Annotated in this window: 17 protein-coding genes; 12 read left to right on the top strand and 5 right to left on the bottom strand. The window is 64.6% G+C overall.

The genetic code is table 11. The features are described 5' to 3' along the window. The first annotated feature begins 3 nt into the window (after positions 1 to 3). From AB7245_RS02430 to AB7245_RS02450, 5 genes are all read left to right on the top strand, one after another. Positions 4 to 480: a chemotaxis protein CheW gene (locus AB7245_RS02430; RefSeq protein WP_231143772.1), complete on the top strand. Its 477-nt coding sequence runs from the start codon at positions 4 to 6 to the stop codon at positions 478 to 480. 32 nt (positions 481 to 512) lie between these two features. Next, on the top strand, positions 513 to 899 hold the full coding sequence (locus AB7245_RS02435; protein ID WP_018321619.1) for a response regulator: 387 nt from the start codon (positions 513 to 515) through the stop codon (positions 897 to 899). Between the two features lie 59 nt (positions 900 to 958). Then, entirely contained in the window at positions 959 to 1,840 is an 882-nt protein-coding gene (locus AB7245_RS02440) for a CheR family methyltransferase (RefSeq protein WP_071908599.1), read from the top strand. Between the two features lie 2 nt (positions 1,841 to 1,842). Beyond that, entirely contained in the window at positions 1,843 to 2,160 is a 318-nt protein-coding gene (locus tag AB7245_RS02445) for a hypothetical protein (RefSeq protein ID WP_014490546.1), read from the top strand. A gap of 155 nt (positions 2,161 to 2,315) precedes the next feature. Then, positions 2,316 to 2,819: a response regulator gene (locus AB7245_RS02450; protein ID WP_063980464.1), complete on the top strand. Its 504-nt coding sequence runs from the start codon at positions 2,316 to 2,318 to the stop codon at positions 2,817 to 2,819. A 54-nt stretch (positions 2,820 to 2,873) separates the two neighbouring features. On the opposite strand, the gene AB7245_RS02455 is transcribed toward AB7245_RS02450, so the two are convergent. Next, complete coding sequence (locus AB7245_RS02455; protein WP_063980465.1) at positions 2,874 to 3,164, bottom strand: hypothetical protein; 291 nt, start codon at positions 3,162 to 3,164, stop codon at positions 2,874 to 2,876. Positions 3,165 to 3,313: 149 nt separating this feature from the next. Between AB7245_RS02455 and AB7245_RS02460 the strand changes: the two genes are divergently transcribed. Beyond that, a complete protein-coding gene (locus tag AB7245_RS02460; RefSeq protein ID WP_063980466.1) occupies positions 3,314 to 3,949 on the top strand; it encodes a response regulator transcription factor in 636 nt (211 codons plus the stop codon). 155 nt (positions 3,950 to 4,104) lie between these two features. On the opposite strand, the gene AB7245_RS02465 is transcribed toward AB7245_RS02460, so the two are convergent. The 3 genes from AB7245_RS02465 to AB7245_RS02475 all read right to left on the bottom strand — a co-directional run bounded on the left by AB7245_RS02465 (position 4,105) and on the right by AB7245_RS02475 (position 9,002). Further along, positions 4,105 to 7,605, bottom strand: coding sequence for a PAS domain S-box protein (locus AB7245_RS02465; protein WP_063980467.1), 3,501 nt, complete (start codon positions 7,603 to 7,605; stop codon positions 4,105 to 4,107). A 67-nt stretch (positions 7,606 to 7,672) separates the two neighbouring features. After that, a complete protein-coding gene (locus AB7245_RS02470; RefSeq protein WP_063980468.1) occupies positions 7,673 to 8,086 on the bottom strand; it encodes a response regulator in 414 nt (137 codons plus the stop codon). 205 nt (positions 8,087 to 8,291) lie between these two features. Continuing rightward, positions 8,292 to 9,002 (bottom strand): GntR family transcriptional regulator, encoded by a 711-nt coding sequence (locus tag AB7245_RS02475; protein WP_063980469.1) that lies wholly within the window; start codon positions 9,000 to 9,002, stop codon positions 8,292 to 8,294. A 94-nt stretch (positions 9,003 to 9,096) separates the two neighbouring features. On the opposite strand from AB7245_RS02475, the gene AB7245_RS02480 reads away from it, so the two are divergent. From AB7245_RS02480 to AB7245_RS02505, 6 genes are all read left to right on the top strand, one after another. After that, positions 9,097 to 10,116, top strand: a complete 1,020-nt coding sequence (locus tag AB7245_RS02480; RefSeq protein WP_063980470.1) for an ABC transporter substrate-binding protein — start codon at positions 9,097 to 9,099, stop codon at positions 10,114 to 10,116. Next, a complete protein-coding gene (locus tag AB7245_RS02485) occupies positions 10,116 to 10,877 on the top strand; it encodes an ABC transporter ATP-binding protein (RefSeq protein WP_063980471.1) in 762 nt (253 codons plus the stop codon). The genes AB7245_RS02480 and AB7245_RS02485 overlap by 1 nt, the downstream gene beginning before the upstream one ends. Before the next feature lie 11 nt (positions 10,878 to 10,888). After that, a complete protein-coding gene (locus AB7245_RS02490) occupies positions 10,889 to 11,752 on the top strand; it encodes an ABC transporter permease (protein WP_439033835.1) in 864 nt (287 codons plus the stop codon). Next, positions 11,749 to 13,488, top strand: a complete 1,740-nt coding sequence (araD, locus tag AB7245_RS02495; RefSeq protein WP_439033836.1) for an L-arabinonate dehydratase — start codon at positions 11,749 to 11,751, stop codon at positions 13,486 to 13,488. Before AB7245_RS02490 ends, araD begins: the two co-directional genes overlap by 4 nt. Positions 13,489 to 13,605: 117 nt before the next feature. Next, positions 13,606 to 14,325, top strand: a complete 720-nt coding sequence (locus tag AB7245_RS02500; protein WP_439033837.1) for a ribonuclease activity regulator RraA — start codon at positions 13,606 to 13,608, stop codon at positions 14,323 to 14,325. A gap of 74 nt (positions 14,326 to 14,399) precedes the next feature. Next, positions 14,400 to 15,491, top strand: a complete 1,092-nt coding sequence (locus AB7245_RS02505; RefSeq protein WP_439033838.1) for an SMP-30/gluconolactonase/LRE family protein — start codon at positions 14,400 to 14,402, stop codon at positions 15,489 to 15,491. A 252-nt stretch (positions 15,492 to 15,743) separates the two neighbouring features. On the opposite strand, the gene AB7245_RS02510 is transcribed toward AB7245_RS02505, so the two are convergent. Next, positions 15,744 to 17,843: a S9 family peptidase gene (locus AB7245_RS02510; RefSeq protein WP_439033839.1), complete on the bottom strand. Its 2,100-nt coding sequence runs from the start codon at positions 17,841 to 17,843 to the stop codon at positions 15,744 to 15,746. Positions 17,844 to 18,031: the final 188 nt, after the last annotated feature.

The raw sequence follows: 18,031 nt of genomic DNA on the forward strand, positions 1-18,031 counted from the left end.
GCTATGAGCAACAAGAAGACGCAGATCGGCGAAGGCGCCATGGTCGAATACGTCACCGCGATGATCGGCGGCCAGCTGTTCGGCCTGCCGATCTCCCGCGTGCAGGACGTGTTCATGCCCGAGCGCGTCACCCGCGTTCCCTTGTCCTCGCGCGAGATCGCGGGCGTGCTGAACCTGCGCGGCCGCATCGTCACCGTGGTCGACATGCGTGCCCGGCTCGGCCTGCCCAAGCCCGAGGACGGCAAGACCCCGATGGCGGTCGGCGTCGACCTGCGCGGTGAATCCTACGGCCTCCTGATCGACCAGATCGGCGAGGTGCTGCGGCTCGCCGAGGACAACAAGGAAGAAAACCCCGTCAACCTCGATCCCCGCATGGCCAAGCTCGCCGGCGGCGTCCACCGCCTCGACGGGCAGCTCATGGTCGTCCTCGACGTCGATCGCGTCCTCGAGCTTAAAACCGAAGTACAAATGGCTGCCTGAGCTAACCGAAACATCGAAGCCGGAGAACCAAAATGAAGACATGTTTGGTGGTCGATGATTCCAGCGTCGTGCGAAAGATCGCGCGCCGGATCCTGGAAGGCCTGGAATTCGAAGTCACCGAGGCCGAGGACGGCTCGAAGGCGCTGGAGATCTGCCAGCGGCAGCTGCCCGATGCGGTGCTGCTCGACTGGAACATGCCCGTGATGGACGGCTTCGAGTTCATGGGCCACATGCGCCGCCTGCCCGGCGGCGACCAGCCGAAGGTGGTGTTCTGCACCACCGAGAACAACGTGGCTCATATCGCCCAGGCGCTCAGCGGCGGCGCCAACGAGTACATTATGAAGCCCTTCGATAAAGACATCATCGCCGACAAATTCGCTGAAGTCGGCTTGATCCCGGTCGGACAAGCCATGGTCTGAGTATCTGGCCCGAGCGTTTCAGCCAGAGTGTCCCCAGTACAGCTTCCGAGAGGCTATCCGTGACCCCGACCGAGTATGAGTATCTGCGTAAGTTCCTGAGGGATCATTCCGGACTCGACCTGTCCGCAGACAAGCAATATCTGATCGAAAGCCGGTTGTTGCCGCTCGCCCGCAAGGCCGGGCTCTCCGGGATCGGCGAGCTCGTGCAGAAGCTGCAGGGCGGCTCGAGCGCGCTCGTCACCAGCGTGGTCGAAGCCATGACCACCAACGAGACCTTCTTCTTCCGCGACAAGGTCCCGTTCGATCATTTCCGCGACACCATCATGCCTGAGGTCATCAAGGCGCGCGCCGGCCGACGGAGCGTGCGCATCTGGTGCGCCGCCGGCTCGACCGGGCAGGAGCCCTATTCGCTCGCGATGTGCCTGAAGGAGATGGGCGCGGCCCTGACCGGCTGGCGCGTCGAGATCATCGCGACCGACCTGTCGCAGGAGGTGCTCGAGAAGGCCAAGGCCGGCATCTACAGCCAGTTCGAGGTGCAGCGCGGCCTGCCGATCCAGATGCTGATGAAATATTTCAAGCAGACCGGGGAGACGTGGCAGATCAATCCCGAGCTGCGCGCGATGATCCAGCACCGGCAGCTCAACCTGCTGCATGATTTTGCCCAGCTCGGCACCTTCGACGTCATCTTCTGCCGCAACGTGCTGATCTATTTCGACCAGGACACCAAGATCAACATCTTCAACCGCCTCGCCCGCCAGATCGAGGGAGACGGCTTCCTGGTGCTGGGTGCAGCCGAAACCGTGGTCGGACTGACCGACACGTTCAGGCCGATCCCGGATCGTCGCGGCCTCTACAAGCCGAACGATCCGCGTGCAGCGGCAACCAAACCGGCTCTCGCCGGCGCCGCGCCGCCGCGCATGGCGGTGTTGGCGGGACGATAGGCATGGCAGAGGATGGCAAGGGCGCGGAGCGCGTCACGTTCAGTCGTGGCTATGATGTCTGCATCATGGCGATCGATGGCACGTGGCGGCGCGACTGCAAGCTCAATGCGATTTCCGACACCGACGCCATCCTCACGGTGGACGGCTCGATCCAGGGATTGAACCTGAAGGAATTCTTCCTGCTGCTGTCGTCGACCGGGCTCGCCTATCGCCGTTGCGAGCTGGTGCGCGTCAACGGCGCCGAAATGGACATCCAGTTCCTGCGCGGCAAGAACCGCAAGAAGCGCGGCGCCGCCGGCGGCCGTGACGAGGCAGCGTGATCGCCAAATAGGCCTCGTCCCGCGCGCCCCGTCGCCGCTTTCCGAGACGTTGGTTCATATTTGCTAAAACATCCGGACGAATTCGCCGCACCGGCTTTACGTGGCCTAAGCGCGAGCCGTGTAGCAATTGCCCGTCTCAATCTCAGGATACGGCAATGCCCCGAAGTTCCCTCTCCCCCATCCCGTCAAATCTGCCCGACGTCGCCGAGCGGCGTGCGCTTCAGCTCCTGGTGGTCGACGACGACGCCACGCAGCGCAGCCTGATCACGGTCGCCGCAAAGCAGGCCGGCCATGAAGTCACGGTGGCGCCGTCCGTCGCCGAGGCGATCGAGAAGCTCCGCGCCGCCCGCTTCGACTGCGTGACGCTCGATCTCGTGCTGGAGGATGGCGACGGCATCGACGTGCTGCGCGAGATGGCGGCGGCGAAATTCGCAGGCCATGTGATCGTCATCAGCGGTATGGACGGCAAGCGCCGCAGCGCCGCCCGCAGCTTCGCCCGTTCCGTCGGGATTCAGCTCCAGGGCCTGCCGAAGCCGCTCGATCTCGCGGCGCTGCGCATCAGCCTCGCCAATCTCGGCAAGACCGCAATGGGGCTGCCGGCGATCCACACCTGGGGTGGCGTCGCCACCGACGCGATCGTGGAACGGCACCGCGCCTGAGGCGCGGAGCTGCCATGCGATCGGACGCGGGCACTGCGCCGCGTCGGTCGCAATTCAAGCCGGATTGCCGGATTCAGACAGGTATTGCAGGGCGTGGCCGAGGCCTGCCCGGCAGGCGTTGAGAGCGGCGTTCGCGGTGGCATAACGCGGCGTGACGTCGTCGAGTATGAAGACGTCGGCGGAACCTTCCGGATCGTTGCTGTGTTCTTGATCCATGGCTGCGGCGATCCGGCGCATACTGGTCTCGATCTGTGCGATCAGCAAGCGAAGGTCTGCGGCGATCAATCGTTGGCTGTCGGCCTCGGATGTCGCGACCAGCGGCGGCGTATCGGCCAAATTTAGCATGGATATTCTCCGTCTCCTGCAATTAGGCGCAATGCCGCTACTTGTGCGTTAAGTCTATGTCCCGTACAAATACGGGTGGGCCGAATCCGCGCCGAACGCCATAACGGTTGGCGCGGACGCGAGTCCGTAATGCCAACTGGATGTGGCACATGGCCGAGCAAACCTCTCGTGGTGAAATCTTCGTGGTCGACGACGACCCTGCGGTTCGCGACACCTTGTCGATGGTGTTGAAGGCGGCGGGTTATGAGGTGATCTGTTTTGCGGACGGCGCAGCGCTGCTCTCCGTCGCGCGGAACCGTACGCCGGCTGCGATCCTGCTCGACGTGCACATTCCCGGAAAGTCGGGCCTCGACATTCTGAACGAACTGCAGGGCGAAGATTATCCGGCGCCGATCTTCATGATCTCCGGGCAGGGCGACATCTCGATGGCGGTGGGCGCCATCAAGAGCGGCGCGCTCGATTTCATCGAAAAGCCGTTCCGCGGTAGCGAGATCGTCGGCCGGCTGGACGAGGCGATCGGAGCCTATGCACGCAGGCAGGCAGAGAGCGTATCGCCGAAATTCTCTTCGCTGCACTTCCCCGGACGCGAGCCGTTGACGCGGCGCGAACGCGAGGTGCTCGAGCAGTTCGCTTCCGGTGCGTCCAACAAGGAAGCCGGCCGCACGCTCGGCATCAGCCCGCGCACCATCGAGGACCATCGCGCCAACATCATGAAGAAGCTCGGGGCGCGCAACGCCGCCGATCTGATCCGCATCGTGATGACTGCGGCCCAGCGCGCATCGTAACGCTCGCCATCCTCTCGTGCTCCGGACGCAGCGCGTCATGCAATGATGCGCTGCTGAGCCGGGGCCCATATCTCTCCAATTTCACGGCTGACAGTTCTGGGTCCCGGCTCTGCGCCGCAGCGTTGCACGCTGCGCCTTGTCCGGGACACGGTTCCTCAACTGCTCAGCGCCTTGCGGATGATCCGCGCCAGATCGGATTTGCGATACGGCTTCGCCAGCAGCAGCACGCCTAAATCCAGCCGGCCGTGATGGATGATCGCGTTCTCCGTATAGCCTGAGGTGTAGACCACCCTGAGGTCCGGACGCGTCTTCGACACCTCGTCGGCAAGCTGCCGTCCGTTCAACTTGCCGGGCATGATGACGTCGGTGAACAGCAGGTCGAACGGCTTGCCGGTGGCGACGATCGCGAGCGCCTCCGCGGCGTTCGCGGCCTGCAAGGTGACGTAGCCGAGCGAATGCAGCTGCGCCAGCACGTAGTCGCGCACCAGCCGGTCGTCCTCGACCACGAGGATCGTCTCGTGTCCGCCCTCGATCGTCGACGGCGTCACGCCTTCGCCCACGGCCGCGGCCGTCTTGCCGGGCGGCAGATACATCTTGATCGTGGTACCGTGGCCTTCCTCGCTGTAGATCTTGATGTGGCCCGTGGACTGCTTGATGAAGCCGTAGACCATCGAAAGCCCGAGCCCGGTGCCCTTGCCCGGTCCCTTCGAGGTGAAGAACGGATCGAACACCCGGGCCAGCATGTGCGCAGGAATGCCGGTGCCGGTGTCGCTCACGGCGATCAGCACATAGTGTCCGGGCCTGACGTCGTTGACGCTGGCATAGACCTCGTCGAGATAGGCGGCGCCGGTCTCCACGATCAGCTTGCCGCCGCCGGGCATGGCGTCACGGGCATTGAGCGCGAGGTTGAGGATCGCGGTGGTGAGCTGGTTGGGGTCGACGATCGCGACGCAGCTCTCGTCCTCGAACACCGATTCGATCTGGATCTGCTCGCCCAGCGTCGGGCGTAACAGCTTTGCGGTGTCGATGATCAGCGCGTTGATGTCGACCTCGCGTGGCTGCAGCGGCTGCTTGCGCGCGAAGGCGAGCAGGTGCTGGGTCAGCTCGGCGCCGCGCCCGGCGGCCTCGTCGATCATCTTCGTGATCGCCGCAAGCTCCGGCTCCTTCGCCACCGCGTCGGCCAGGATCTCGATCGTCCCGGTGATGACGGTGAGGATGTTGTTGAAGTCGTGCGCCACGCCGCCGGTGAGCTGGCCGACAGCCTCCATCTTGTCGGCGTGGCGGATGCGCTCCTCGGACGCGATCTTGTCGGTGAGGTCGCGGTAGAACACGTTGAACAGAATGCCTTCGCGGCGTTTCAGCGCCGTGACGCTCAGCTCGGCCCTGAATTCTTTGCCGTCGCGACGGCGAACCGTGAGCTCGCGGCGGCGGTTGAGCGTCTGGCCGTCCTGGGACTCGAGGAAGCGCGCGAGGCCGGCCTTGACCCGCTCCCGCTCGCTCTCGGCGACGATGAGGTCGACCCCATTCCTGCCCAGCGCTTCGTCGCGCCGCCAGCCGAACAGCTCCTCGGCCCGCGAGCTCCAGTTCAGGATGGTGCTGCGCTCGTCGGTCTGGACGAAGGCGTCGAGCGCGGTCTCAACGATATTGCGCGCGAGCAGCTCGCTTTCGCGCAAGGACTCTTCCGCGCGCCGCGCCTCGGTCATGTCGCGTCCGACGAAGAAGAAGCGTTTGGCCTGATCTGACCAGTTGCCGAGCCAGGACAGCCAGACCTCGCGTCCGTCCTTGTGGATGCAGCGGGTGTCGGCGAGCCTGGGGTGCCCGCCGCGCCGCAGCGCGCGCATCTCCTCGCGGGATTGCTCGAGATGCGCGGGATGGATGAAATCGACGCCGCTGCGGCCGATCATCTCGTCCGGCGGGTAGCCGAGCACGGCTTGGCTGCTCGGGCTGACCTGCACGATATGGCCCCGCGAATCCATGATCATGATCAGATCTTCCGAGGCGTCGAACAGCTGCCGCCGTTCCTCGATCTGCTGTTGCAGCGCGCGCTCGGTCCGTCGCGCATCGGTCAGGCGGCGCGCCGTGCCGGACGCGCCGATGATCTCGCCCGAATCGTCCCTGATCGGTGACAGGCTCACCGAGATTTCGACCGGACTGCCGTCTTTGCGCAGGCGCACCGTTTCGAAGTGCTCGATCCGCTCGCCCGTCGCAATCCGCCGCAGATAGTCCTTGCCCTCTTCGCGGCGATCGGGTGGCAGGAGGATCAAGGTCGGCTGTCCGACCGCTTCCTCGGCCGTATAGCCGTAGAGGCGCTCGGCCGCCGCATTCCAGCCGATGACGATGCCGTCGAGCGTCTGCATCACGATCGAATCGTCGGAGGATTCGACGGCCGCGCTGAACAGGCGTTCGCGGACGGCAAGCTGGTCGCGCGCGGCCTCGGTGCGCCGCCGCTCTTCGACCTCATGCTCCAGCGCTGCCGTCTTCGCCCGCATTTCATCGATCAGACGGGCAAATGCCCGCGCCAGCACACCGGTCTCGCCGGGGGCGTCGGTTGGAATTCTGATGGAATTGTCCCGACCGAGCCACTCGACCGCCGCAGTGAGCTGCCCGATCGGCCGGGTCAACGACCGCGCCAGCAGCACGGCCAGTATGGCGGCGACCAGCACCGCGATGAGGCCGATCGTGATGGTCGATTTCTCGATGGTGACGGCCGGCGCCATGAAGACGGCGTTGGGCACGACGCGGATGACACCGACCCACTGGTCCTCGGCCAGGATTGCGGGCGCGATCGCGGTGCCGCTCGGCTTGCCGTCACTGCCCGGCACGACCTGGGTCGCACCCAGCGTCGATCCGGTGATGGCTGCGAAATAGGGGAAGTCGTCCTGCCAGCGTGTTGGTGTCCCCAGTTGCGAACCGAACTCGCGGGTGCGATCCGGATGCACGAGATAATCGCCGTTGCGGCCGACCACATAGACCGCTTCACCGTTCCGGATCGATATCCTGATCCGGTCGAACACCTGGCGCATGTCGACATTGACGACGACGATGCCGAACAGCCGGTGATCGGACCCAAACAGGGGCGCCGCGACGCGCAAGGTCGGAACATAGGGCATCTGAACCACGCCGTCGTCGACGTCCAGTTCGACCGGGGAGACGCTGACCTGGTCTTCTGCCAGCTTGATCGCCGCCTGGAAGAAGGAGCGCTCGCCCTTGTTCTGCAAGGCATCGTCGGGAACTGCTCGCACCGCTCCGTTCGGGCCGGAGCGGTCGACGCGCAGATACTCGACGCCGTCGGCACCGATGATACGGAATTTTGCGTAGGCCGGGTTGGCGCCGACGTCGGCCACGAGGCGCGTCAGCAAGCGGTCGCGCCAGGTCTTCTCCGAGAGGTGATCGACCGGATCGACCCCGTCGTTGAAATGGGCATCGATCATGCCGCGCGCGGCGGCACGGGAGCGGAACGTCGCAACGTCGGCGCGGGCGCCGTTCACATGCGCTTCGAGTTGCGAGGCCAGGAGCCGTGAGTGGCCCTCGATACGGTCGAGCACGCGCGGCAGGAAGGCTTGCTCCAGGCTGTAATGGCTCAGCCATCCGACAGCGGCGACCGCAGCCGCGACCAGCAGGATCATTGCGATGGCCAGCCGGGTCGCGAGGGTCATTTCGGCCTTCGCGCTGCGTCGCGAGCGGTCCCGAATGTCCTGCTACGCTGCAACATGGATCGCCCCGTCATCGGCTGCCGGAGGCGGCATTGGCTAGCGGCGCGGATGTGAGGCAGCCGTCGACAGCGGCGAGCAGGGCGTCCGGCCGGAACGGCTTCTGCAGACTTGCGACCGCGCCGAGCTTGGTCGCCATCTTCAGAAAGTCCGGCTCGGCATAGGCGTCTGGCGCGACGGCGCGGCCGGAAATGACGATGATCGGAAGGGTCGGCTGCAGCACCCGGATGTGGCGCATCGTCTCCAGTCCGTCCATGCCGGGCATGAATATGTCGAGGAACAGGAGGTCGAACCGGCTCGCCTCGAACAGCGCAAGCCCCGTGTGGCCGTCGCCGGCGGCGGTGACGTGATGGCCGGCCCTCTCCAGGATCAGCCGGATCGTGATCTGCACGGCCGGGTCGTCATCCACAATCAGGATGTTGGCCACGTCTGAAACCCTCCGGGCCGGATGGGACGTTCCAGCGACCCCAAATCAAAGCATCAAATGCGAAATTGTTGCGCGGTTTCCGTCCGGCCTGCAAGCACTTCGCGGCCGACACCTTGTCCGCCTCGCGCGATTTCGGCGAGGTCGGTCATATGCATGCTTACGTGCACATGCGGTCCCTGACGCACGCCCGGATCGTGTCGCGGGCCTAATCGGTCAGGTATTCGGGATGGTGGCTCCGGATCTTGTCGAGCTCGCTGAGCGTGCCCGACAGGTGCTTGCGCAGATGCTGTTGCGCGGCATCGGCCTCTCCGGCCTCGATCGCGCGCGTGATCAGCTTGTGGTGGCGGACGATGTTCTGGGCCTTGCCGGGCGAGGGCAGATGCAGCCGGCGCAGCCGGTCGATATGCCCGCTGCGGCTGCGCACCAGCGTCCACAGGTCTTGCTTTCCGGCGGCGGCGTAGAGCTGGGCGTGAAAATCATTGTCGGCGGCGATGAAGCTCTCGAAGTCCCCGGCCTTGGCGAATTGCTGCTGGAGCGCGATCGCGTGGTCAAGACGGATGACCAGGGCCTGGTCATGTTGTTCCGCGAGCATCCGGACGATTTCGAGCTCCAGCGCCTGCCGCAGGAAATGGGCCTGCTCGGCGCGGCCGACGTCGACTCGGCTGACCACGGTCGCGTGCTGCGGAAATACGTCGACGAGCCCTTCCTCCTCCAGCCGCATCAGCGCATCGCGCACCGGTGTCGAGCTGACGCCGAACTGGCCGGCGAGCTCGGCGCGTGACAGGGGGGCGCCCGGCGGCAGTTCCAGGGCGATGATCGCATTGCGCAGCCGCTCGAACACCTGCGGCGCGGCCTGGCGGGCGCGATCGAGCCGGGCGGGTCGTGCCGCGCGCAGCGCGGTATGGGTTGCTTCCATGTCGGGTCCCGCGGGCTTGCCTTTGATGCACTAATATATTAGTGCATCAGCAGGGTCAACGCAGCTCGACGCTGGCCGGAGGAAACACACAACAATGATCAAGCATCTTCGTAGCAAGCTTGCGGCTGCCGCCCTGATCGCCGCAACCGTCCTGCCGGTATCCGCGGCGCATGCGCAGCAGAAATCCGAGATCTCGCTGTCGCGCCAGCCCGGCATTTTCTACATGCCGAGCCACATCATGGAAAAGCAGAAGCTGATCGAGAAGCACGCAGCTTCGCTCGGCGTACCCGGCGTCACCACCAAATGGGTGACCTTTTCCGGCGGCGGCGCGCAGACCGATGCGCTGCTCGCCGGCGGCGTCGACATCCTCAACACCGGCACCGGCAATCTTCTGTTGCTGTGGGACCGCACCCGCGGCGGCGTGAAGGGCATCGTCGCGACCTCGGCGCAGCCGATGACGCTGATCAGCCGCGATGCCAACATCAAGTCGATCAAGGATCTTGGTCCGAGCGACAAGATCGCGGTGCCGACCGTAAAAGTCTCGACCCAGGCGATCGTGCTTCAGATCGCGGCCGCCGAGGCCTTCGGTGCCGACCAATGGTCGAAGCTGGACGCCAACACCGTGCAGCTTGGCCATCCCGACGCCTATGCGGCGCTGTCCAATTCGAAGCACGAGGTCCACACCCACTTCTCGATCCCGCCTTTCACCTTCCTCGAGCTGAAGAACGTGCCGGGCGCGCATGTCGTGCTGAACTCGCCGGACGTAATGGGCGGCCCGCTGAGCCAGGCCCAGTTCTTCACCACGACGAAATTCGCCGACGCCAATCCGAAGATCATCCAGGCGGTGCGCGATGCCACCAAGGAAGCGCAGGATCTGATCCGCAGCGACACCAAGCAGGCGGTCGAGATCTACAAGGAGATCACCGGCGACAAGACCTCGGTGGAAGAGCTGCTCGATCTCCTCAAGGAGCCCGGCATGATGGAATGGAATCTCGAGCCGCAGGGCACGATGAAATTCGCAGCCCATCTGTTCAAGACCGGCACACTGAAGATGCAGCCCAAGGCCTGGACCGACTATTACCTCCCCGTCGCGCACGACCTGAAAGGCAACTGATGGCGCTGCTCGACGTCAACGGGGTGACGCTGCGCTACAAGACCTCCAGCGCCGTCGTTACCGCCACCGAAAGGGTCAGCTTCACGGTCGACAGGTCCGACCGCTTCGTGCTGCTCGGGCCGTCCGGCTGCGGTAAGTCGACCCTGCTCAAGGCCGTCGGCGGCTATATGACGCCGAGCGAGGGCCGCATGACCATCAACGATCGCGAGATTCATGGTCCGGGCGCGGACCGCATGATGATCTTTCAGGAGTTCGACCAGCTGCTGCCCTGGAAGAGCGTGCTTGCCAACGTGATGTTCCCGCTGCTGACCGCGCGAAAGCTGTCGCGCAAGGACGCCGAGGCCCGCGCACGGGCCTATATCGAGAAGGTCGGCCTCACCCGCGTCGTCGACGCCTATCCGCACACGCTGTCCGGCGGCATGAAGCAGCGCGTCGCGATTGCGCGCGGCATGGCGATGGAGCCCGATATCCTGCTGATGGACGAGCCGTTCGCCGCGCTCGACGCGCTGACACGGCGCACCTGCCAGGACGAGCTGCTTCAGCTCTGGAGCGAGACCAAATTCACGGTGCTGTTCGTGACGCATTCGATCGCGGAAGCGATCCGCATCGGCAACCGCATCCTGCTGCTGTCGCCGCATCCCGGCCGGGTCAAGGCCGAGGTGGTCGACGTCGACAAGGTCTCGAATGGAGACGGCAGCGCCGGCCGGCTGGAGAAGGAGATCCACGATCTCCTGTTCGCGGCCGAAGCTGTGGCGCATTGAGGGAGCCTGTCATGGGCGAGGCGAGAATATTGCTGCGCGACGCGTCGGTTGCCACCGTGAGCGGCGCAGGCGAGGTCGAGCGCAAGCTGAGCGTTCTGGAGCTGTTGTGGAACGATGGCTTCGTCCGCAAGACCGTCATCATCCTGTTTCTTGCGGCCGTCTGGGAGGCCTACGGGGTTTTTCTCGACAATCCCCTGCTGTTTCCGACGCTGCACGACACCGTCGTTACGCTCTACGACCGGGTCAGGGACGGCACCATCCCCATGCGGGCCTGGACCTCGCTGAAGGTGCTGTTCATGGGCTACTCGGCCGGCATCGTGCTCGCCGCGATCTTCACCGTGCTCGCGATCTCCACCCGCATCGGCACCGATTTCCTCGAGACGGTGACGGCAATGTTCAACCCGTTGCCGGCGATCGCGCTGTTGCCGCTCGCCTTGATCTGGTTCGGTCTCGGCAATGGCAGCCTCGTCTTCGTGCTGATCCATTCGGTGCTGTGGCCGGTCGCGCTCAACACCCATTCCGGCTTCAAGAGCGTGTCCAACACGCTGCGCATGGTCGGCCGCAATTACGGCCTGCGCGGGCTGCCCTACGTCGCAAAAATTCTCATCCCCGCCGCGTTCGGCTCGATTCTCACCGGCCTCAAGATCGGCTGGGCCTTTGCATGGCGTACCCTGATCGCGGCCGAGCTGGTGTTCGGCGTCTCCTCGGGGCAGGGCGGGCTCGGCTGGTTCATCTTCGAGAACCGCAACCTCCTCGACATACCCGCAGTGTTCGCGGGCCTCTTGACGGTGATTATCATCGGGCTTTTTGTCGAGAACCTGATCTTCCGCGCCATCGAGCGGAACACCGTGCAGAAATGGGGCACCCAATCATGACCAAGAAGAAAATCACGCCCGACCAGCTCCGCAGCGCGCGCTGGTTCGCGCCCGACGACCTCCGCTCGTTCGGCCACCGTTCCCGCACCATGCAGATGGGCTACGCCCCGGAGGAGTGGAAGGACCGCCCCATCATCGCGATCCTCAACACCTGGTCGGACGCGCAGCCCTGCCACATGCACTTCAAGTCGCGCGTCGACGACGTCAAGCGCGGCATCCTGATGGCGGGCGGCTTGCCGATCGAGTTGCCGGCATTGTCGCTGTCGGAATCGCTCTTGAAGCCGACCACGATGCTCTATCGCAATCTGCTGGCGATGGACGCCGAGGAGCTGTTGCGCAGCCATCCCGTCGACGGCGTGGTGCTGATGGGCGGCTGCGACAAGACCACGCCGGCGCTGCTGCTGGGTGCGACCTCGATGAACATCCCGGCGATCTATCTGCCGGCGGGTCCGATGCTGCGCGGCAATTGGAAGGGCAAGACGCTCGGCTCCGGCTCGGATGGCTGGAAATATTGGGACGAGCGGCGCGCCGGCAAGATCTCCGACAAGGATTGGCTCGATATCGAAGCCGGCATCGCGCGGAGCTACGGCACCTGCATGACTATGGGCACGGCCTCGACCATGACCGCGATTGCGGAAGCGATTGGCATGACGCTGCCCGGCGCCTCCTCGATTCCCGCCGCGGACGCCAACCACATCCGCATGGCCTCTGAATGCGGCCGCCGTATCGTCGAGATGGTGTGGGAGGATTTGACGCCGAAGTTGATCCAGACCCGCAAGGCGTTCGAGAACGCGATTGCGGTCGCCATGGCGATGGGCTGCTCGACCAACGCGATCATCCATCTGATCGCGCAGGCCCGCCGCGCCGGTCAGGACATCGGCCTCGACGATTTCGAGATCGCCAGCCGCAAGGTGCCTGTGATCGCCAACGTTCGCCCGAGCGGCGATGCCTATCTGATGGAGGACTTCTTCTATGCCGGCGGCCTACCGGCGCTGATGGGCCAGATCAAGCCGCATCTGCATCTCGACTGCATTACCGTTACCGGACAGACGGTCGGCGAGAACATCGAAGGCGCCGAAGTGCACAATGCCGATGTCATCCGCGGCGTCGATAACCCCATTTACAAGGAAGGCGCGCTCGCCGTGCTCAAGGGCAATCTCGCGCCCGATGGCTGCGTCATCAAGCCGTCCGCATGCGCGCCGCGCTTTCTCAAGCACACCGGCCCTGCGCTGGTGTTCGACGACTATCCCTCGATGAAGAAGGCGGTCGACGATCCCAACCTGGATGTCACCGAGGATCACATCCTCATCCTGCGCAATGCAGGGCCGCAAGGCGGTCCGGGCATGCCGGAATGGGGCATGCTGCCGATCCCGACAAAACTCGTGAAGCAGGGCGTGCGCGACATGGTGCGCATCTCCGATGCGCGCATGAGCGGCACCAGCTACGGCGCCTGCATTTTGCACGTTTCGCCGGAGTCCTACATCGGCGGGCCGCTGGCGCTGGTGCGGAACGGCGATCGCATCACGCTCGACGTCGCCGCGCGTACCATCAACCTCGATGTCCCTGAAGCCGAGCTCGAAAAGCGCCGCGCCGCCTGGAAGCAGCCAGAACGCCGCTTCGAGCGTGGTTATGGCTGGATGTTCACCAAGCACATCAAGCAGGCCAATGACGGCTGCGACTTCGACTTCCTGGAGACTGATTTCGGCGCACCGATCGGCGAGCCGTCGATTTACTGACCGTCGTTCCGGGGCGCGCGTAGCGCGAACCCGGAACCCATTTCACCGCGTTGCGTGCGGCCCGATGGATTCCGGGCTCGCCGCTGCGCGGCGCCCCGGAATGACAAGAGGATACACATGACCAAACTTTCCGAAGCCACCCGCACAAAACTCAAATCCGTCTCGACCGCCACCGTCGCCACCGCGCTGTTCAAGCGCGGGCTGCGCATCCAGATGATCCAGGACGTGCACCCGCTCGGCGCCGACCAGCCGACCATGGTCGGCGAGGCCTTCACGCTGCGCTACATGCCGGCGCGCGAGGATCTCAACACCATCGACGTCTTTAGGGATCGCTCCCACCCGCAGCGCAAGGCGGTCGAGGATTGTCCGCCGGGCGCCGTGCTGGTGATGGACAGCCGTAAGGACGCGCGCGCGGCCTCTGCCGGCGCGATCCTGGTGACGCGATTGATGAAGCGCGGCGTCGCCGGCGTCGTCACCGATGGCGGCTTCCGCGATTCCGCTGAGATCACCAAGCTCGGCATTCCCGCCTATCATCATCGTCCCTCGGCGCCGACGAATCTCACGCTGCACCAGGCGATCGAGGTCAACGTGCCGATCGGCTGCGGCGATGCGCCGGTATTTCCGGGCGACGTCATTCTCGGCGACAGCGACGGCGTCATCGTGATCCCCGCGCATCTCGCCGACGAGATCGCGAACGAAACTTTTGAGATGACGGCGTTCGAGGATTTCGTCACCGAGGAAGTCGGCAAGGGCCGCGGCATTTTTGGGCTTTATCCGGCTACTGATCCGCAGACGCTCACCGATTTCGCGGAATGGCGGAAGAAGAACGGCCGCTAGGCCGAAGCTAAGTCACGTCAAGAAACGAGCCGGCGCATCAAGCGCCGGCCTTTTATCGAGCAGGGAGGATTGTTATGAATTTCACGCGACGTAGTCTCATGGCCGGCGCCGGTGCAGCGGCGGCTTCCGCACTTCTCGCCCGCACCGCCGGTGCCCAGTCGTTTCCGTTCACGCCCAACCAGCGCTACCCCGATCCCGCCGTCCAGATCCTCGATCCCAGCTTTGGAAAATACCGGCTCTATTCCTCAACGGTCGAGCAAGTCGCGACTGGCATGCGCTGGGCCGAAGGCCCCGCCTATTTCCCCGAGGGCGGTTATCTCCTGTTCTCGGACATTCCCAACAACCGGATCATGAAGTTCGACGAGAAGACCGGGCAGACCAGCGTGTTCCGCGCCAACGCCAACTACGCCAATGGCAATGCGCGCGACCGCCAGGGCCGCCTCGTCACCTGCGAGCACTCCGTGACCCGCCGCATCACCCGCACCGAGAAGGACGGCAAAATCACGGTTCTTGCCGACAAGTTCGAGGGCAAGCGGCTGAACGCGCCGAACGACATCGTGGTGAAGTCCGACGACAGCATCTGGTTCACCGATCCGCTGTTCGGCATCAACGGCGAGTGGGAAGGCAAGAAGGAGAAGGCCGAGCAGGCCACCACCAACGTCTACCGCATCGCCAAGGACGGCAAGATCAGCGCCGTCCTCACCGACCTCGTCAATCCGAACGGCCTTGCCTTCTCGCCGGACGAGAAGAAGCTCTACATCGTCGAATGGAAGGGCACGCCCAATCGCAGCATCTGGAGCTACAATGTCGGCGACGACGGTGCCTTAAGCGGCAAGACCAAGCTGATCGACGCCGCCGACCAGGCCTCGCTCGACGGTTTCCGCGTCGACCGCGACGGCAATCTCTGGTGCGGCTGGGGCTCCAACGGCGCGCTGCAATCCGAGCCCACCGACATCGGCGGCCGCAGGGTGTTTCAGCTCAGGGGCAAATCCGAGGATCTCGACGGCGTGATGGTGTTCAACCCTGAAGGCAAGCCGCTCGCCTTCATCAAGCTGCCGGAACGCTGCGCCAACCTCTGCTTCGGCGGTCCGAAGAACAATCGGCTTTATATGGCGAGCAGCCATTCGGTGTATGCGCTGTATGTCGAGGCGCATGGGGCGGTGTGAGGCAGAGCTGACCAGCTAAGCTGCCGTAGGGTGGGCAAAGCGAAGCGTGCCCACCGCTCTCGTCGCAATTGCTGAAAGATGGTGGGCACGGCGCGATGCGCCTTTGCCCACCCTACAGAGCTGCCGAATTCCTTCGCCTCTCCCCGCGTGCGGGGAGAGGCCCGCAGCCCGGATGGAGCACAGCGCAATCCGGGGCGGTCTTGCCGTCTGCACGAATCCCGGATTTCGCTGCGCTCCATCCGGGCTACAAGGTCACGCCTCCGGCATCCCCGCTGCCCAAAGCGCGAACGCATAGACGATTGCGACTTCATCCAGCCGGTCAAAACGCCCCGATGCGCCGCCGTGGCCGGCGCCCATGTTGGTGCGGAGCAGCACCGGGCCGCCGCCGCTCATGGTCGCGCGCAGGCGCGCGATCCATTTGGCCGGCTCCCAATAGGTCACGCGCGGATCGGTCAGGCCGCCCATCGCCAGGATCGCCGGATAGTCCTTCGCCGCGACATTGTCGTACGGCGAGTAGGACAGGATGGTGCGAAAATCCTTCTCGCTCTCGATCGGGTTGCCCCATTCCGGCCATTCCGGCGGCGTCAGCGGCAGCGTGTCGTCGAGCATGGTGTTGAGCACGTCGACGAACGGCACTTCGGCGACGATGCCGGCGAACAGCTCGCCGGCGCGGTTTGCCACCGCGCCCATCAGCATGCCGCCGGCCGAGCCGCCATGGCCGACAATGCGCTTTGCACTGGTGTACTTCGCATCGATCAGCGCCCGTGCGCTGGCGGCGAAATCGTCGAACGAGTTGGTCTTCTTCTCGCGCTTGCCGTCGAGATACCAGCCCCAGCCCTTGTCGGCGCCGCCGCGAATATGGGCGATGGCGTAAACAAAACCGCGGTCGACCAGCGAGAGGCGGTTGGCGTTGAAGGAGGCCGGCATCGCCATGCCGTAGGACCCGTAGCCGTAGAGCAGCAGCGGCGCCGAGCCATCGAGCTTCAGCCCGCGGCGATAGAGGATCGACACCGGCACCTCGGCGCCGTCATGCGCCTTGGCCATGATGCGCGTCGTGACATAGTCGGCCGCATCGTGGCCCGACGGGATCTCCTGGCGCTTGCGTAAGGTCCGCGTGCGCTTGACCATGTCGTAGTCATAGACTTCCGACGGCGTCGTCATCGACGAATAGGCGAAGCGCAAGTTCGTCGTCTCGAATTCGTAGGAGCCCATTGTATCAAGTGAATAGGCCGCCTCGTCGAAGGCGATGGCGTGCTCGTCCCTGGTCGCGAGATCGCGGATCACGACCGACGGCAGCGCATTGGCGCGCTCCAGCCGCACCAGATGGCCGGCATAGAGATCGAGGTCGATGATGTAGACGCCGGGACGATACGGGATCAGGTCGCGCCAGTTCTTGCGCTCGGGTGCGCCAAGCGGCGCGGTGACGATCTTGAAATCGATGGCGTCATCGGCATTGGTGAGGATGAAGAGCTCGTCGCCGCGGTCGGCGAGCGAATATTGCACGCCGTCCTCGCGCGCCGCGACCAGGCGCGGCGGCGCTTCGGGGTGGGCGAGATCGATCAGCCGCTGCTCGGAAGTCTCGTGATCGCCGCCCGCGATCACGCAGAAGCGGCCGCTGGTGCTCTCATGCAGATGGGTGAACCAGCCGGAATCCTGCTCCTCGTAGACGAGCGTGTCGTCGGCCTGTCTGGTGCCGAGCCTGTGCCGCCACACCTGCATCGGGCGATGGTTGTCGTCGAGCTTCACGTAGAAGAAGCTCTTGCAGTCCTTGCTCCAGACGATGCCGCCGTCGGTCTCCTCGACCAAATCGTCAATATCCTTGCCCGTGGCCCAGTCGCGGACGCGGATGGAGAAATATTCCGAGCCCTTGGTGTCGGCGCTCCAGGCTTGCAGCTTGTGATCGTTCGAGTGGCGGCTGCCGCCGAACTTGAAGTATTTGTGGTCTTTCGCGAGCGCATCGCCGTCGAGCACGATATGGCCCTCGCCGCCGTCGCGCGGCATGCGGCCGAACAATTCGTGCTGCCCACCCTCGCGAAACCTGCGGAAATAGGCGAACGGTCCGTCGGGCGAGGGCACGCTGGAATCGTCCTCCTTGATCCGCCCGCGCATCTCGCGCACCAGCGTCTTCTGAAGTGACGAGGTGTGGCCAAGCAGGCTCTCTGTGTAGCCGTTCTCTTCATCGAGGTATTTGCGGATGTCGGGATCGAGCACGGCGGGATCCCGCAGCACCTCCTGCCATTTCTCATCCTTCAGCCAGGCATAGTCGTCGGTCACGGTGATCCCGTGCCGCGTGAAGGAATGCGGCCGGCGCGGGGCGACGGGGGGCTGGGAAGGTGTCTTGGCTTGTGTCACTCGGTCCTCATCATCTCGTGCTCGCGCCGCGCTCCCTCTTTACCTCTCCCCGTCTGCGGGGAGAGGTCGAATTCGATCGCAGATCGAATTCGGGTGAGGGGGTACAGGTCTCTCGACCATCTCGCGTATGGAGAGAGGCCCCTCACCCCGACCCTCTCCCCGTAAGAACGGGGAGAGGGAGAAGAAGC

Source organism: Bradyrhizobium sp. 604_D8_N2_3 (assembly GCF_051810765.1).
Classification (GTDB): Bacteria; Pseudomonadota; Alphaproteobacteria; order Rhizobiales; family Xanthobacteraceae; genus Bradyrhizobium; species Bradyrhizobium barranii.

Bases quoted from the DNA above. Each gene is read 5' to 3' on its own strand.
- AB7245_RS02435 (WP_018321619.1), top strand. From the start codon at position 513: ATGAAGACATGTTTGGTGGTCGATGATTCCAGCGTCGTGCGAAAGATC.
- AB7245_RS02450 (WP_063980464.1), top strand. From the start codon at position 2,316: ATGCCCCGAAGTTCCCTCTCCCCCATCCCGTCAAATCTGCCCGACGTC.
- AB7245_RS02480 (WP_063980470.1), top strand. From the start codon at position 9,097: ATGATCAAGCATCTTCGTAGCAAGCTTGCGGCTGCCGCCCTGATCGCC.
- AB7245_RS02460 (WP_063980466.1), top strand. From the start codon at position 3,314: ATGGCCGAGCAAACCTCTCGTGGTGAAATCTTCGTGGTCGACGACGAC.
- AB7245_RS02475 (WP_063980469.1), bottom strand. From the start codon at position 9,002: ATGGAAGCAACCCATACCGCGCTGCGCGCGGCACGACCCGCCCGGCTC.
- AB7245_RS02490 (WP_439033835.1), top strand. From the start codon at position 10,889: ATGGGCGAGGCGAGAATATTGCTGCGCGACGCGTCGGTTGCCACCGTG.
- AB7245_RS02445 (WP_014490546.1), top strand. From the start codon at position 1,843: ATGGCAGAGGATGGCAAGGGCGCGGAGCGCGTCACGTTCAGTCGTGGC.
- AB7245_RS02430 (WP_231143772.1), top strand. From the start codon at position 4: ATGAGCAACAAGAAGACGCAGATCGGCGAAGGCGCCATGGTCGAATAC.
- AB7245_RS02465 (WP_063980467.1), bottom strand. From the start codon at position 7,605: ATGACCCTCGCGACCCGGCTGGCCATCGCAATGATCCTGCTGGTCGCG.
- AB7245_RS02500 (WP_439033837.1), top strand. From the start codon at position 13,606: ATGACCAAACTTTCCGAAGCCACCCGCACAAAACTCAAATCCGTCTCG.
- AB7245_RS02485 (WP_063980471.1), top strand. From the start codon at position 10,116: ATGGCGCTGCTCGACGTCAACGGGGTGACGCTGCGCTACAAGACCTCC.
- araD (WP_439033836.1), top strand. From the start codon at position 11,749: ATGACCAAGAAGAAAATCACGCCCGACCAGCTCCGCAGCGCGCGCTGG.
- AB7245_RS02505 (WP_439033838.1), top strand. From the start codon at position 14,400: ATGAATTTCACGCGACGTAGTCTCATGGCCGGCGCCGGTGCAGCGGCG.
- AB7245_RS02455 (WP_063980465.1), bottom strand. From the start codon at position 3,164: ATGCTAAATTTGGCCGATACGCCGCCGCTGGTCGCGACATCCGAGGCC.